13 protein-coding genes are annotated in these 14,969 nt (G+C 56.8%); 4 read left to right on the top strand and 9 right to left on the bottom strand.

Annotated elements, in window-relative coordinates; all coding sequences use genetic code 11:
* Positions 1 to 88: 88 nt before the first annotated feature.
* Both ctaD and nrdF read right to left on the bottom strand, forming a co-directional pair.
* Entirely contained in the window at positions 89 to 1,846 is a 1,758-nt protein-coding gene (gene ctaD, locus RCH87_RS02940; protein ID WP_306515261.1) for a cytochrome c oxidase subunit I, read from the bottom strand.
* Positions 1,847 to 2,269: 423 nt separating this feature from the next.
* The gene (gene nrdF, locus RCH87_RS02935; protein ID WP_306515260.1) at positions 2,270 to 3,253 is read right to left on the bottom strand and encodes a class 1b ribonucleoside-diphosphate reductase subunit beta; all 984 of its coding nucleotides are present in this window, start codon (positions 3,251 to 3,253) and stop codon (positions 2,270 to 2,272) included.
* A 196-nt stretch (positions 3,254 to 3,449) separates the two neighbouring features.
* Between nrdF and RCH87_RS02930 the strand changes: the two genes are divergently transcribed.
* Positions 3,450 to 4,280 (top strand): FadR/GntR family transcriptional regulator, encoded by an 831-nt coding sequence (locus tag RCH87_RS02930; protein ID WP_306515259.1) that lies wholly within the window; start codon positions 3,450 to 3,452, stop codon positions 4,278 to 4,280.
* A 101-nt stretch (positions 4,281 to 4,381) separates the two neighbouring features.
* Here RCH87_RS02930 and nrdE read toward each other — a convergent pair whose 3' ends face one another.
* The 5 genes from nrdE to RCH87_RS02905 form a co-directional block, all read right to left on the bottom strand.
* Positions 4,382 to 6,544 carry a class 1b ribonucleoside-diphosphate reductase subunit alpha gene (gene nrdE / locus RCH87_RS02925; protein ID WP_306515258.1) on the bottom strand — a complete coding sequence of 721 codons (2,163 nt, stop codon included), beginning with the start codon at positions 6,542 to 6,544 and terminating at the stop codon, positions 4,382 to 4,384.
* Positions 6,545 to 6,652: 108 nt separating this feature from the next.
* Positions 6,653 to 7,093, bottom strand: a complete 441-nt coding sequence (gene nrdI, locus RCH87_RS02920; RefSeq protein WP_306515257.1) for a class Ib ribonucleoside-diphosphate reductase assembly flavoprotein NrdI — start codon at positions 7,091 to 7,093, stop codon at positions 6,653 to 6,655.
* 144 nt (positions 7,094 to 7,237) lie between these two features.
* Positions 7,238 to 7,483, bottom strand: coding sequence for a glutaredoxin-like protein NrdH (gene nrdH, locus RCH87_RS02915; protein ID WP_306515256.1), 246 nt, complete (start codon positions 7,481 to 7,483; stop codon positions 7,238 to 7,240).
* A 969-nt stretch (positions 7,484 to 8,452) separates the two neighbouring features.
* Positions 8,453 to 8,575: a type B 50S ribosomal protein L36 gene (ykgO, locus tag RCH87_RS02910; RefSeq protein ID WP_021354049.1), complete on the bottom strand. Its 123-nt coding sequence runs from the start codon at positions 8,573 to 8,575 to the stop codon at positions 8,453 to 8,455.
* 144 nt (positions 8,576 to 8,719) lie between these two features.
* Positions 8,720 to 10,153 (bottom strand): sugar porter family MFS transporter, encoded by a 1,434-nt coding sequence (locus tag RCH87_RS02905; protein ID WP_306515284.1) that lies wholly within the window; start codon positions 10,151 to 10,153, stop codon positions 8,720 to 8,722.
* Between the two features lie 41 nt (positions 10,154 to 10,194).
* Here RCH87_RS02905 and nadE point away from each other — a divergent pair, with 41 nt between their 5' ends.
* Complete coding sequence (gene nadE / locus RCH87_RS02900; RefSeq protein WP_306515255.1) at positions 10,195 to 11,049, top strand: ammonia-dependent NAD(+) synthetase; 855 nt, start codon at positions 10,195 to 10,197, stop codon at positions 11,047 to 11,049.
* Positions 11,050 to 11,069: 20 nt separating this feature from the next.
* On the opposite strand, the gene RCH87_RS02895 is transcribed toward nadE, so the two are convergent.
* On the bottom strand, positions 11,070 to 11,873 hold the full coding sequence (locus RCH87_RS02895; protein WP_306515254.1) for a fructosamine kinase family protein: 804 nt from the start codon (positions 11,871 to 11,873) through the stop codon (positions 11,070 to 11,072).
* A 46-nt stretch (positions 11,874 to 11,919) separates the two neighbouring features.
* Here RCH87_RS02895 and RCH87_RS02890 point away from each other — a divergent pair, with 46 nt between their 5' ends.
* Entirely contained in the window at positions 11,920 to 12,738 is an 819-nt protein-coding gene (locus RCH87_RS02890) for a hypothetical protein (RefSeq protein WP_306515253.1), read from the top strand.
* On the opposite strand, the gene RCH87_RS02885 is transcribed toward RCH87_RS02890, so the two are convergent.
* Positions 12,735 to 13,277 (bottom strand): hypothetical protein, encoded by a 543-nt coding sequence (locus tag RCH87_RS02885; protein ID WP_306515252.1) that lies wholly within the window; start codon positions 13,275 to 13,277, stop codon positions 12,735 to 12,737. The two genes, RCH87_RS02890 and RCH87_RS02885, sit on opposite strands and share 4 nt — an antisense overlap.
* Before the next feature lie 97 nt (positions 13,278 to 13,374).
* Here RCH87_RS02885 and RCH87_RS02880 point away from each other — a divergent pair, with 97 nt between their 5' ends.
* Positions 13,375 to 14,565, top strand: a complete 1,191-nt coding sequence (locus tag RCH87_RS02880; RefSeq protein WP_306515251.1) for a cytochrome P450 — start codon at positions 13,375 to 13,377, stop codon at positions 14,563 to 14,565.
* The last annotated feature ends 404 nt before the right edge of the window (positions 14,566 to 14,969 follow it).

Below are 14,969 nucleotides of genomic sequence, written 5' to 3'. Positions count from 1 at the left end.
GGGGTGAAACACGCTAACTGGCGCTGGCGAGCTCTGCTGCACCGCTGTGGCTAGACAGTAGGATCAACGTCAGCATTTCCAGGTCGTATTAGTTTTTCGCGTGGGCGTTAGAGCCGGCTTCGACTTGGCGCGGTTGCTCGTGCGAGCTGGTGTCGTGGTGACCAGAGTGCGCTTCGGCACGCATGCGCTCGACCATGTGCGGGTAGTGCAGCTCGAATGCTGGACGCTCCGAACGGATGCGAGGCATGGAGACGAAGTTGTGGCGTGGTGGAGGGCACGAGGTTGCCCATTCCAGGGAGTTGCCGTAACCCCATGGGTCGTCGACGGTGACGACTTCGCCGTAGCGCCAGGACTTGAAGACGTTCCAAACCAGTGGCAGAACCGAGGCACCGAGCAAGAAAGCAAAAACGGTGGAGATCTGGTTGTAGATGGTGAATCCGTCGGAATCCACGTAGTCAGCGTAACGACGTGGCATACCCATGTTGCCGACCCAGTGCTGAACCAGGAAGGTGCCGTGGAAGCCGATGAACGTCAACCAGAAGTGGATCTTGCCCAGACGCTCGTCCAACATACGGCCGGTCATCTTCGGGAACCAGAAGTACAGACCCGCGAAAGCGGAGAACACAACGGTACCGAACAGGGTGTAGTGGAAGTGAGCGATCAGGAAGTAGGACTCTGCCAGGTGGAAGTCCAGTGGTGGCGACGCCAGCATGACACCGGTCATACCACCGAACAGGAACGTCGTCAGGAAGCCCATGGCCCAGATCATTGGGGTTTCCCAAGTGATGTGGCCCTTCCACATGGTGCCGACCCAGTTGAAGAACTTCATACCGGTTGGGATGGCGATCAGGAAGGTCATGAAGGAGAAGAACGGCAGCAGGATCGCCCCGGTAACAAACATGTGGTGTGCCCACACGGCCATCGACATACCACCGATGGACAGCGTCGCGAAGACCAGGCCGATGTAACCGAAGACTGGCTTCCGGGAGAAGACCGGAACGATCTCAGAAATAACACCGAAGAAAGGAATAGCCAGAACGTAAACCTCTGGGTGGCCGAAGAACCAGAACAGGTGCTGCCACAGGATGGCGCCACCGTTGGCAGGGTCATAAATGTGGCCACCGAGCTGGCGGTCGTACAAAACGCCCAGAGCGCCGGCGGTCAGAACCGGGAAGATCATCAGTGCCAGAATTGCAGCAACCATGATGGTCCAGCAGAACACTGGCATGCGGAACATGGTCATGCCTGGTGCACGCAGAGTCAACAGGGTGGTCAGCATGTTCACGGCAGAAGCGATGGTACCGACACCGGTAGCACCAACACCGACGATCCAGAAGTCAGCGCCCAAGCCTGGGGTGTGGATCGAGTCAGCCAATGGCATGTACATCGTCCAACCGAAGTCAGCGGCACCGCCTGGTGTCAGGAAACCAGCCAGCATCACGAAACCACCGATGGTGGTGATCCAGAAACCGAATGCGTTCAGACGTGGGAAAGCCACATCCGGCGCGCCGATCTGCAGCGGCAAGATGTAGTTAGCAAAACCCCAGACAACCGGAGTTGCGAACAAAAGCAGCATCACAGTGCCGTGCATGGTGAACAGCTGGTTGAACTGCTCGTTGGACAGCATCTGCAGGCCTGGGGTGAACAACTCGGCACGGATCAACAGCGCCATCAAGCCACCGAGGAAGAAGAAGCTGAAGGACATGATCAAATACATGATGCCCAGCTGCTTGTGGTCAGTGGTTGAAAGAATTGTCAACGCCTTAGACCCGGTGCGTTCATGCCCCGTTGGTTGAGGACGTGTTGGCTCGACGTAATCTTCGAGCCGTGGCGCCACAGCGGTCATAATTCCTCCTAATTACGAAAGCATTCGCCGACTTCCCACGCACCCAACAGGGATCGCTCGAAAGACAGAAAATGCCAATTAATTACGTGTATTTATATTAGGACACTGCGAGCTTTTTAGGTAACCACTGAACGTTTTAGTTTTTCTTCGCGTTTCGTTTGTCTTGCGGCCACGTTTGCCGTGCTAGCCGGCCCCACTCCGATGCTTGACGACGACGCCCGAAACCCCACCGCTTCTCCCCTGCCGATAGACGGCTTAAGTGCGAGAACGCGAAAAACCTCAGCTGCCAGGCGGGCGGTTGTGACTGGTTCGTCACCCCGCCGGAGGTGAGCTACCCCACTGTGACTGCTGAGGTTGTTGTGAAAATTTCAACTTTCCGGAACTCGGACAATCCCCCGGTTGGTGTCATACTTTCGACGGGGCTTAGAAGTCCCAGTCGTCGTCGGTCGTCAGCTCGGCTTTGCCCATGACGTAAGACGAACCAGAACCAGAGAAGAAGTCGTGGTTCTCGTCGGCGTTCGGCGCCAGCGCAGAGAGAATCTCCGGGGACACGCGCGTCTCGTCGGCGGGGAACATACCCTCGTAGCCGAGGTTGTTCAGCGCCTTGTTCGCGTTGTAGCGCAGGAAGCGCTTGACGTCTTCGGTCCAGCCGAGTTCGTCGTAAAGATCCTCGGTGTACTGCATCTCGTTTTCATACAGCTCAAACAAAAGCTCGAAGGTGTAGTTCTTCAGCTCTTCTTGACGCTCAGCCGACTGCTTTTTCACCGACTGCTGATACTTGTAGCCGATGTAGTAGCCGTGCACAGCCTCGTCGCGGATGATCAGGCGGATGATGTCAGCGGTGTTGGTCAGCTTCGCGCGCGAGGACCAGTGCATCGGCAGGTAGAAACCGGAATAGAACAGGAACGATTCCAGGATCGTCGATGCCACTTTGCGCTTGTCTGGATCATCGCCGCGGTAGTAATCCAGCACGATGCGGGCTTTGCGCTGCAGGCGCTCATTTTCTTCCGACCAGCGGAAAGCCTCGTTGATCATGGGCGTCGGAGCGAGCGTCATGAAGATATTGGAATAAGACTTCGCGTGCACCGATTCCATGAACGCGATGTTCGTCATCACGGCTTCTTCGTGCGGGGTCTGGCAATCGGGCAGCATGGTCACCGCGCCGACGGTTCCCTGGATGGTATCTAGCAGCGTCAAACCGGTAAAGACCCGCATGGTGGTCTCTTTTTCTTTTTCCGTCAGCGTCTTCCAGCTGGGGATGTCGTTAGAAACGGGAACTTTTTCTGGCAGCCAAAAGTTGCCGGTCAGTCGATCCCAAACTTCCAGATCTTTATCATCCGGGATGGTGTTCCAGTTGATGGCTTTGACGGGTTTGTTCGGGTCATTTGGGGCAGTACGAGTTGCCATGGGAATACCTCATTCCGTCGGTGTTTTTCGTTTAAAATTGAGCATGCAATACGTCATGCAAGAAATGCCATCATCGGCAATATCATCGGCAATACAGCCCAATTGCTCCCTTCCAATCTAGCCGGATTTTTGCTTGACGACGAACCACCGTCCGCGCCCAGAGAAACCGAATTACAGCGTTGAAAGAAAGCCACACGTGAGACCATCAGCCGCTTCCGAATCGCCCGCCGGCGCTGCCCCACTATTGGGGTCAGTCTTTGGTGAACTCGGCCAAGAAATCGTCGCCGGAATCCACAGCCCTGGTTCGCAATTCACGCTGCAGTCGATCAGTGAGCGCTTCGGCATTTCTCGCACCGTCGCCAGGGAGACGATGCGGGCGCTCGAACACGTCGGGTTGGTCGCTTCCAACCGACGCATCGGCATCACGGTGTTGGAACAACAGCATTGGGCCTTGTTTGATCCGGCGGTAATCAGCTGGCGGTTAGCAGCGGAAAGTCAGCGGCCCGCGCAACTGTCGTCGCTCAACGAACTACGCATGGCCGTCGAGCCGGTGGCTGCCCGCCATGCCGCGGAGCATGCCACTGCTGCGCAGCGCGCTGAGATTTTGGAATTGGCGGATAAGTTACAGCGCCTAGCGAAAAAAGCGGCCACCCCGGATCCAGACAGCGCAGGCGCAGCGGACGCAGAAACAGCAGCAGAAGCAGGGGCAGGTGCAGGTGCCGACGGAGCTGGCGCAACGGACACAGGCGCAGGTGCAGGCGTGGCAGCCGAATTCCTGGAAACCGACCTGCGCTTCCACTCCCTGCTGCTAGAAGCCTCCGGCAACGAAATGTTCGCAGCGCTCGTGCCCGTGTTTTTTGCAATCCATAGCGGCAAGACCGTATTCGGAGTAGATGCAGATAAACCAGTGGCCAACACCCTGGATTTGCACCAGGAGTTGGCCCACTATGTTCACGATGGCGACGGCATTCACGCCGAGCGCACCTCGCATGCGCTGTTGCATGAGGTGGCGCGCTCGCTGAGCTAATTGCGCAAAATCGGTCACTGCAGACCAGCAACCACCGCGCGCCTGCTCCGGCGCTACAGCGGCAGAGCAAAACAGCTACAGCGCTAGAGCTGCAAAAACAGTTACAGCATGCAGGAGACGCAGCCTTCGACTTCGGTGCCTTCCAACGCCTGCTGGCGCAACCGGATGTAGTACAGCGTCTTGATGCCCTTGCGCCAGGCATAGATCTGCGCCTTGTTGATATCGCGGGTGGTCACCGTGTCCGGGAAGAACAGCGTGAGCGATAGGCCCTGGTCAACGTACTTCGTCGCCGCAGCGTAAGTGTCGATGATGGCTTCGTAGCCGATCTCGTACGAGTCTTCGAAGTACTGCTGGTTATCGTTGTCCATGTGCGGTGCCGGGTAGTACACGCGGCCGACTTTGCCCTCTTTGCGGATCTCAATCTTCGACGCGATCGGGTGAATCGATGAGGTCGAGTTGTTGATGTACGAGATCGAGCCCGTCGGCGGGATTGCCTGCAGGTTTCGGTTGTACAGGCCGTGCTTGGCGACGTCTTCTTTCAGCTGTGCCCAGTCGGCCGCACTCGGGGTGGTGATCGACGAATTCGCGAACAGCTGCATGACCTTTTCGGTTTTCGGAGCAAAATCCGCTGGGTCGTAGCTGTCGAAGAAGGCCCCGCTGGCGTAATCCGACTGCGGGAATTCCGCGAAGTGTTCGCCGCGCTCCCGGGCCAGCTTGTTCGACGCTTTCAGGCTGGCGTACATCACGGACGCGAAATACGCGTTGGTGAAATCCAGTGCTTCTTCCGAGCCGTAGTAGATGTGCTCGCGTCCGAGGTAGCCGTGCAGGTTCATCTGTCCCAGGCCAATCGCGTGCGAGCTGTTGTTACCTTCGCGCACCGACGGTACCGAGTCGATGGTGGTCTTATCCGACACGGCAGTCAGCGCGCGGATGGCCATTTCGATGGTCTTCTCGAAGTCCTGCGAGTCCATCGCCTTCGCGATATTCAGCGAACCCAGGTTGCAGGAAATATCGTGACCGATGGTGTCGTAGCTGAGGTCGTCGTTCAGCACCGATGGGCTGTTGACCTGCAGGATTTCCGAACACAGGTTGGACATGTTGATCCGCCCAGTTCTCACCGGGTTCGCGCGGTTAACCGTATCTTCGAACATGATGTACGGGTAGCCGGATTCGAATTGCAGCTCGGCGATGGTCTGGAACAGGTGGCGCGCGTTGATCTTGGATTTCCGGATGCGCGGGTCTTCGACCATGTCTTCGTAGTTATCGGTGATCGAGATATCCGCAAATGCCTTGCCGTAGACGCGTTCGACGTCGTAAGGCGAGAACAAGTACATGTCCTCGTTACGCTTGGCCAGCTCGAAGGTGATATCCGGGATGACAACGCCGACGGACAGGGTCTTGATGCGGATCTTCTCGTCGGCGTTTTCGCGCTTGGTGTCCAGAAATGACAGGATGTCTGGGTGGTGCGCGTTCAGGTACACCGCGCCGGCTCCCTGGCGGGCACCGAGCTGATTGGCGTAGGAGAAGGCGTCCTCCAGCAGCTTCATTACGGGGATGACACCGGAAGATTGGTTTTCGATGTGCTTGATCGGCGCGCCGGATTCGCGCACATTCGACAGCAGCAGCGCCACGCCGCCGCCACGCTTGGAAAGCTGCAGCGCAGAGTTGATGGAACGACCGATCGATTCCATGTTGTCTTCGATACGCAGCAGGAAGCACGAGACCAATTCACCACGCTGAGCCTTGCCGGCATTCAGGAACGTCGGGGTGGCGGGCTGGAAACGCCCGGACATGATCTCGTCCACCATGGCCTTGGCGATCTCTTCGTCGCCGTCGGCAAGAAACAGCGCGGTCATGGACACGCGGTCTTCGAATCGCTCCAGGTAGCGACGGCCGTCGAAGGTTTTCAGGGTGTAGCTGGTGTAGTACTTGTAGGCGCCCAGGAAGGTCTGGAAACGGAATTTATATCCATAGGCCTGTTTGAACAGCGCTTTGATGAACTCGAAATCGTACTGCTCGATTACGGTCGGGTCATAGTAGTTGTTCTCGACCAGGTAGTTGATTTTTTCTTCCAGGTCGTGGAAGAACACGGTGTTCTGATTGACGTGCTGGATGAAGTATTGGTTGGCAGCCTGGCGATCCTTATCGAATTGGATCTTGCCGTTTTCGTCGTAGAGGTTAAGCAGCGCGTTCAGCGCGTGGTAGTCGAGCTGTTGCTCAGAGCTGATGGGTTCGGCGACGGTTTTGCCCACGTGTTTGGTCACTAATGCAGCCTTCCTGCGTCTAATCGCGGTTGTGACGCGCGAGTGGTTTGGGACTGAATTTGAGGATTAAATTTGTGCGTGCAATTTCTTGCGAGGAATTCTGGAATTCTAGGAGGCAAGCCCCGCGACTAAGCCGAGGCGTTGCGCGTTATTGTCAAGCCCTTGGCGCACGAGCTCGACGTCTTCGGCGGTGCCCATAAGCTCGAAACGGTAGACGTATGGCACCCCGCATTTTTTAGAGATGATATCGCCAGCGACGCCGTAATCAGCCCCGAAGTTGCTGTTTCCGCCAGCGATCACCGCGCGCAGGTGGCGGCGGTTTTCGGGGTCGTTCAGGAATTTGATGACCTGCGGTGGCACGGGCTTGGCGGTGGCTCGAGTCAACGAAGCCCCTCCCCCATACGTCGGGCACACCAGCACGAACGGTTCATCAACGCGCAGGTGGCCTTCCTTAGCCGGCTGCAGGGGGATCCGCTGTGAGCGATACCCGAGCTTTTCAACGAATCGCTTGGTGTTTTCCGTGGTAGAAGAAAAATACACGACGAGCATCGTGCCCAAACTCCTGTCTACAGGCTTTCATGAAATAACGGTGGGGAGGGGAAGAAAATATGGAGTTATGGTTCGCGCTTGTCGACGGCTGCTTGCCGACGGTTGCTTGTCGGCCGCTGCTTGCCGACGGATGCCGTTTCGCTTTTAGGCAGAAACGCTTGCTGCGTTTTCCGCCAGCGCGGTCAACCGCTCTGGACGGAATCCAGACCAGTGATCGCCTTCTGCCTCTACGACAGGGGCTTGTAGGTAGCCCAGAGCCATGACGTAATCGCGGGCCTCTTCATCCATGGAAATATCGACAACGTCGTAATCCAGGTTGAGTGCATCCAGCTTCTTTTTGGTCATAGTGCACTGCATGCAGGCTGGCTTGGAGTAAACGGTGATAGCCATGTGTGGAACTTCCTTGTCAGTACGCATTGGGCGGGGAATTGCTGCTTAATCATTAACATCGGGCGGCGGCCGGTGTGGCTCGCCTCGACTTCATAGACACTATACTTTGTGGCAATTTAGCGCAATAACACTACATATAGTAGTTACAGCTGTGGAATCCCCTGCTGAAGGTTTTCACAGCCCCCACATCTAGCTCATTATTTTTGAAGACAAGATCACCCACAGGTCCCATCGAAGACGTTTCCGCAGGACGCCACACGCTTCCGTTATCAAATCGTTATACAGTGATGTAATTTCACAGCTTGTGAACAGACTGTGAACAAAAACCCCACAGTTGTGAGTAACGACGTTTCGCCAGTGCACCAGCACGGCGCCGCCAAATAAGGGCAGCGAAGGATTATACGACAAAAGTGTGTCCATGTGGGTGTCGTTGACGCAGATCAAGAGATAAAAACACCGCATTTATAATCCCCGCAACGAAAAAAGCCGACCAGCAAAACAGGACGACCACCCCTCTACAACAACGCTATCCCAACCGACTACAACCACAACCTAGGCGTACAGAAAGGATGGATAAGAACCTAACTCCAACACGGGGTAACAGCCCCAGACACCCCCCAGACACACCCAGACACATTTTGTCGCATACCCCCCCGCTTTTTGCTTCGTCTCCCGCTTAGCCCATCGCCGACAATCATGTCTGCCGGTAATCATGTCTATTGTGTCTTTTTTACAAATAGTGAACGAAAATGGCCGGTTTCAGGTGGCCTATTTGTAAAAAAGACACAATACGCTGGTCGACGCCCCGACCAGACACATTTTTGCTACTTAACCCACAGTTGTGAGTAACGACGAAACACCACACAGACGCAAAACAACACCGCCACCCCACTCAAAACGAGCGAGACGGCGGTGTTGCTACTACTTAGGTTAAAGCTTAAAGAAGAAACCTAGACAGTGCAGGCGGTATTAGCCCTGACGTGCCTTGAAGCGTGGATCTTTCTTGTTGATCACGAAGGTTTTACCGTGGCGACGGATAACCTGGGCGCCCGGTTTCTTCTTCAGCGACCGAAGCGACTTGCGGACCTTCATCGGGCGCTCCTTTCTGTACGCGGCTACTACACTGCGGTAGACAACATTTATCGGCAGTCACCACAATACGGTGACCATAACACAAGCTGACAGTCTACCTAGTCTGCTGTGGTTTTCTCAAATCCTAATTTTAGCCCCAGTGTTTTAACCCCAACGCTTTTCCATGAGCTCGCCGACCTCTTCCAGGCTGCGTCCCATCGTCTCTGGAATAAACACCCGCACGAAGCCCAGCGCAACCACGCCCAACATCGCGAAGGCGACGAAGGTACCAGAACCACTGAGAATCTCCGTGACCGGCAAGAAGAACTGCGCGACTGCCCAGTTAGCAACCCATAGAGCCAAGCCCGCAATACCCATTCCCAGGCCCCGTGCCTGTACCGGAACGATCTCCGAGATCAACAGCCAGGTCGTCGGCGATACCGCCGCCTGCTGGAAAGCAATGAACACGGCCATCATCCCTAACGAAATCAGCGCCCAGGTGGTGCTGCCGTCGGCAAGCGAATATGTCACAGCCAAAATCAGCAGCGAAATAATATTTCCGGTCAGCCCCCACGTCAGCAAGCGCTTGCGTCCGACCACGTCGATGATCTTCAACCCTACCCAACACGCGATCACAGAAACCACACCGATAACGATCGAGGTATATACCGCATTCGTCGTCGAAATCCCGACCTCGCTCATCATCGTCGGGGCAAAATAGATCACGGCATTGACACCGGTGATCTGCTGCGTCACACCAATGAGCATCGCCAACAAAATGGTCACGCGCACCCAGCGCAACTTCTTAAATGCCTGGAACTCCTCCGAGGTCTTGGCTTTTCCGACAGCCGCACTTTCCGGTATGCCATCCGCGCCTGCATCATGTTGCTCGGCCTCAATGACGATAGAAAGCTCTTCCAAGGACATGCCGGCGCGGGCAGCGACCTTTCGGGCTTCCTCTGTACGGCCCCGGCGCGCCAGCCACACCGGCGTATCCGACAAGAAAATCATGCCGGCGGTCAACATCGCTCCCGGAATCGCGGCCATACCCAGCATCAGGTGCCAGTTACCCGTCGGCGCCAACGCGGAGTTGACCAGGTACGCCAGCAACTGGCCGACGACGATCATCAACGTGTTCAGCGAGACCATGCGCCCGCGCACCGCGGCGGGAACTTTTTCTGCGATATACATCGGCACCACGATGGACACCGCACCGACGGCTACACCCAAAAACGTGCGGGCGGTGGCAAGCTCGGCAACAGATCCTGCGAGCGCGCACCAGATAGACCCAGCGCAAAAGATCACGCCGTTGATGATCAGCGTCATGCGTCTGCCCCACCACTCCGCCACACGCCCGCCGAGCAACGCACCGATGGCTGCTCCGACCAACAGCATGGCCGTCACGCGGCCCTCTTCGGCGGCAGACATGCCAAATTCTGGGCTGATATAAAGCAGCGCTCCAGACATCACGCCGGTGTCATAGCCAAAGAGCAGGCCACCGATGGCTGCGAATGCAGCCACCATTTTGACGTAGCGACGGGTCTCGGTAGTTTCCGCGCGGGAAATATCGCGCGCACTAGTCTGGTTATTCTCGGTCATTTTCACAAACACACATTGTGTCAGGCGGCTAGGCTAAAACCATGCCGAAAAACCCCAGCAATAAGCAAGAATCAATCATAAAAGCCCTGGGTGTAAAGCCCTTAATCGATCCAGAAGAAGAAATTTCCCGGCGCGTTGGATTCCTCGCCGAATACCTGCAAACCACCGGGGCGCACGGTTTCGCGCTCGGTATTTCCGGCGGGCAGGATTCCACTCTGGCAGGACGCTTGGCGCAATTGGCGGTAGAAAAACTGCGTGCAGATGGCCATAAAGCTGCCGGGCACGATGTTGAGTTTTGGGCGTTGCGCCTGCCTCACGGGCGTCAGCTTGACGACGCCGATGCCCAGCTAGCGCTCGAATTCATCCGCCCCGATCACACCGCCAGCATCGACATCGCCGACGCCACGGCAGCTATCGATAAAGCCGCCGCGCACGCTGTCGGTGCGGACAGCTTAGGCGATTTCAACCGCGGCAACGTCAAAGCCCGCCAACGCATGATCGCGCAGTACGCCGTCGCTGGCGAGCGCAGCCTATTGGTGATCGGCACGGATCACGCCGCGGAAAACCTCACCGGGTTTTTCACCAAGTTTGGCGATGGCGCGGCCGATATTCTGCCGCTAGCTGGGCTAAATAAACGCCAGGGCGCGGCGTTGTTGCAGCAGTTGGGTGCCCCGGAGGCTACTTGGAAAAAGGTTCCGACGGCGGATCTGGAAGATGATCGCCCGGGTCTTCCCGACGAGGAGGCGCTCGGCCTGCGCTATGCCGAGATCGACGATTACCTAGAGGGCCGCGAAGTTAGCGCCAAGGCAGCTGCTCGGATTGAAAAATTGTGGGACACAGGCCAGCACAAGCGGCATTTACCAGCCACGCTTGCCGACGACTGGTGGCGCGGCTAGGGCATCTAACGCTCATCCCACTACCCCAGCAGCTGCGTGGTCACTTGTGCCGCGCGCTGCAACGGGCCCGCATACGCCGGGCCGTGCGTCAGCGTGTGCACTGCCAGCGGATGCAATTGGTGCATCGGGATGAACTCACGCCAATTCTTCGGCAACGGCGACACCTCGTGGTAACCGGCGACGATCTCGTCGAAATGCGGGGCGCCAAATAGATCCAGCATCGCCAGATCAGTCTGCGGGTGCCCACCGTGGGCTGCGGGATCAATGAACGCGGGACCATCGCTACCAAACAGCAGGTTCCCCGTCCACAAATCGCCGTGGATGCGGGCAGGCCGTAGGTTCCATTCGGTAGCACGAATAGCTTCACAGGCGCGCATAACCACGGCTAGTTCATCGTCGGCAAGATTGCCTGCCCGGTTGGCTGCTTGCGCGAAAGGTTCTACACGCTGGCGGGTATAAAACTCGCCCCAATCGTCAGTCGGAGTGCACGCCTGCGACTGGGTTCCAATATAATTCGGCCCATCCCAGCCTTGGGGTGGTGCGCCAAAAGCCGGGGCTCCAGCGGAATGCATACGGGCTAACTCGCGGCCCGCACGGCGAGCTACCTCCGGGGTAGGTGCGGCTGATTCCACATAGGCAGTCTCTAATTCGTTACGTTCTGCATTCAGCGACACCACCGCTGGCACGCATTCACTGGCCTCGGCCAACCAGCGTAGGCCGGCCGCTTCCGCCTCGGCGGCGCGGTGTTCATTCGGGCGTTTCACGAATGTTTGTGTCATATCCGCCGATGATACTCGCGATGTCAGGCAGCAACAGGCGTGCATCCCAGCACTATAAAACGATAATGGTGAGGTGCTATAAAGGATCGTTATGAGCGATGGAACCGCGGATGCGAATCACACCGGTAAGGACACAGATTCCTGGCAGCAGGAACTGCCAAGTTTCATGCAAAATTTCCAGCGCTTCGATTGGATTTTGTGGGGGCTACTGGCGGCTTCCGGCATCTACGGCCTTGCACTGTTGCCGTTCCGCGCGGTGTTGCTGATCGATTACACCTTCGTATACACGGTGCTCAGTGGCTCGAGTTTGTCGGTACTGGCGCTGACGGCAGAAAACGAAGATAACATCGGCCTGATCGTCGCTGCGGTGCTGGTCGCGGCCGTAAGTATGGTGAAATTCTTGCCGCTGTTTTTCTTGATCGGCAAGCGTTGGGGCCCATCGTTTATCGATTACTCATTTATGGGCCATCCGCCATTGTGGTTCCGGAAGCTGGAGAATTTCATCTACCGGCACCCTGGTTTTTGTCTGTTGTTGTCGTTTATCCCCTTTTCGCCGATCCCTGCGACGATCATTGTCGTCATCGCCGGTATTAAACGCACCAAAGGCTGGGTTGTCGGTGCGTATGTGTTGGTTTATGCCATCGCACTGAAGTGCTTCTACGTCTATTTGGGCCTGACCTTCGGTGCCACGGTGCGCGAGACGCTGGTGACCATCGAGCGTTACGTCACCTGGATTACGTTTGCGCTTCTGGGATACATGTTTTTCACGATGTGGCTGAAATCCAAGCGGAAGAAGGCACGTTTGCACACCATGGACGACGCCCAAGGGCTCGGTACTACGGACGGCAGGGCTGAGAAGGAAGGCAGGGCTGAGAAAGACGACCGGGTCACGAAAGACGACGCGAGCTAGCCCAGAGCTTGTGGGTTTTTCGGCAACAACCGGCGAGTAACCACCACCATGAACGTGATCAGCAAAATAAACAACGCAGCATCAGCAGCGACATAGAAATAGTGCGTGGTCGAACCACCTTCAAAATTTCCGGCCAGCACGGCATCGGTCCGGATGTTTAGGATCGGGCGAATCACCAGAATCTTGATCGCCAGCACCACGCTAATCGCAATGCCCAGGCCCCAGAGTTTCTGCCGTGACGGCCGACCCAACAGCCGCACCAGCGTCGTAATGAGCACGACGGCCAGGATGACCTCGACGACGTTCATCGCGAAAAACACCCGTCGGCCGATGCCCAGCCCCAGTGGAATCGTGATTCCTGGGGCGGTGAACTTCAGCGGAGCCTCGATCAGCGAAATGCCGATGATCAGACCCAGCCAGATCGCGGGGAGAAAAAACAGGAGGCCGCGTTGTCCCCGGCCACCACCGATGGGGTCCGAAGCCAGCTTGCGTGCACTGCTTTTTCCGGTGTTTTTGTTCGAACTAGCAGTCTTTTTCATGGCTTCCAGTTTAGCGGTTTGCACTGCTGCTATTGGCCAGAATTTTCCATTTCACATTTCTTATTTCAGCAGGAAAATTTCTGTTAACCTCGAAAGTATGTCTGAAAAGCTAACTTCTTCCCGTGACAAACTAGACATTCGCACTTTCGACCCGGCCGGGCGTGATCCGTTGGCTTATTCCCACGACGTCCATGCCCACGGCTGCCCGATTGCGCATGACGACGCCGGAGATATCGTCATCGTGGGCCACGACGAGGTCACCCGCGTCGCCCAGGATGCCGAAACCTTTAGCTCCGCGGTCTCGCGTTATTTGCAGATCCCGAACGGGTTGGATGGCGACAAGCACAGCGCTTTCCGACGCTTGCTGGATAACTACCTGCATGCCGACGAGGTTGCCCGTTACAGCGCAGATTTTCACCGGGTGGCCCGCGAGGTCATCGACGGTTATCTTGCCGACGCCCCCGCTGCCGGTGATGAAGTGAGCGTCGATGCCGTGCAAGATTTGGGCTACGATTTTGCGGTGCGCGCCATGGTCGCCTGGCTGGGGTGGCCACGCGCGATTGAGCCCCGGCTGAAGGAATGGGTGGAGAAAAACGCGGCCGCCACTCGCTCTGGGCAGCAGCACCGCACCGCCCGAGTGGCCCAGGAATACGACGAGATCATCAACGAGGTCGTCGGCGAGGTTCGTGCTGCCGGGCAAGATTGCGTGACCTACCGCTTGATCAATGACACCAGTTTAGGCCGCGAGTTGGAATTCGAAGAGATCGTGTCCATCCTCCGCAACTGGACCGGCGGTGATCTTGGTTCGATGGCGAAATGCGTGGGAGTTTTGCTGCACGCGCTCACAAAAAACACTGCTATGCAAGAGCACATCCGCTCCGGCGTGTCCTCCGAGGAGCTGGTGGCGCTTGTCGACGAGATCTTGCGCATTGACGATCCGTTTGTTTCTAACCGTCGGGTCACCACCTGCCCTGCAACGGTGGGTAGCAAGCAAGTCGACGAAGGCCAGCGAGTGCATTTGCACTGGACTGCTGCAAACCGTGACCCGGAGACATTCGCCGACCCAGACGGCTTCGATCCAGAGGGGAATGCCGAGAAGAATCTGGTCTGGGGCACCGGGCCACATGCGTGCCCCGGCAAAGATCTGTCGATGGTGGAAATCGGCGCTTTTGTTGAGGAGCTGCTCGCTGTAGCCACCGTACAGGCGAGCTCGCAGGCAGGCGCAGAACGCGATGAGCACCCGGTCGGCGGCTGGAGTAGCTTGCCGATTACTCTGCAACGGCGCTAAAAGGATCGGCCAAAATCCCGGCGCCCTGCCGAGATTGACTCCGCGACACTTAGCCTCACCATTGCTATCGCCGCTCGCTTAGCTCTTCTGTGTGTTAGCTATTTGGTTATAAACCCATTCCGCGCAAAAGAAGACAAGCAACGAAATACCCACTGGCCACACGCCGCTTATCCTCCCCGTCAACGCTAGCACCCCAAAGATGGCTGCACTAAGACCAGAAAGAAAAATAACAGCGGCGCATAGCTGCTTCTTTAACTGAAGCATTGGTCTTTGACCTCCGTGCTTCCTGAGGAGTCTCGAGCTATACGACAAATCCCCTGGCCATTAACGACCAGGGGAAATACAAAAAGTGGAGCTAACGGGACTCGAACCCGTGACCCCCACACTGCCAGTGTGGTGCGCTA

Source organism: Corynebacterium sp., from assembly GCF_030826625.1.
GTDB lineage: Bacteria > Actinomycetota > Actinomycetes > Mycobacteriales > Mycobacteriaceae > Corynebacterium.
Note: the sequence above shows the minus strand (reverse complement) of the source record. Positions and strands in the feature narration are given on the sequence as shown.

Coding starts and splice junctions, on each gene's coding strand:
- ctaD (WP_306515261.1), bottom strand. CDS start 1,846: ATGACCGCTGTGGCGCCACGGCTCGAAGATTACGTCGAGCCAACACGT.
- nrdF (WP_306515260.1), bottom strand. CDS start 3,253: ATGGCAACTCGTACTGCCCCAAATGACCCGAACAAACCCGTCAAAGCC.
- nrdI (WP_306515257.1), bottom strand. CDS start 7,093: ATGCTCGTCGTGTATTTTTCTTCTACCACGGAAAACACCAAGCGATTC.
- nrdH (WP_306515256.1), bottom strand. CDS start 7,483: ATGGCTATCACCGTTTACTCCAAGCCAGCCTGCATGCAGTGCACTATG.
- ykgO (WP_021354049.1), bottom strand. CDS start 8,575: ATGAAGGTCCGCAAGTCGCTTCGGTCGCTGAAGAAGAAACCGGGCGCC.
- RCH87_RS02905 (WP_306515284.1), bottom strand. CDS start 10,153: ATGACCGAGAATAACCAGACTAGTGCGCGCGATATTTCCCGCGCGGAA.
- nadE (WP_306515255.1), top strand. CDS start 10,195: ATGCCGAAAAACCCCAGCAATAAGCAAGAATCAATCATAAAAGCCCTG.
- RCH87_RS02895 (WP_306515254.1), bottom strand. CDS start 11,873: ATGCACGCCTGTTGCTGCCTGACATCGCGAGTATCATCGGCGGATATG.
- RCH87_RS02890 (WP_306515253.1), top strand. CDS start 11,920: ATGAGCGATGGAACCGCGGATGCGAATCACACCGGTAAGGACACAGAT.
- RCH87_RS02885 (WP_306515252.1), bottom strand. CDS start 13,277: ATGAAAAAGACTGCTAGTTCGAACAAAAACACCGGAAAAAGCAGTGCA.
- RCH87_RS02880 (WP_306515251.1), top strand. CDS start 13,375: ATGTCTGAAAAGCTAACTTCTTCCCGTGACAAACTAGACATTCGCACT.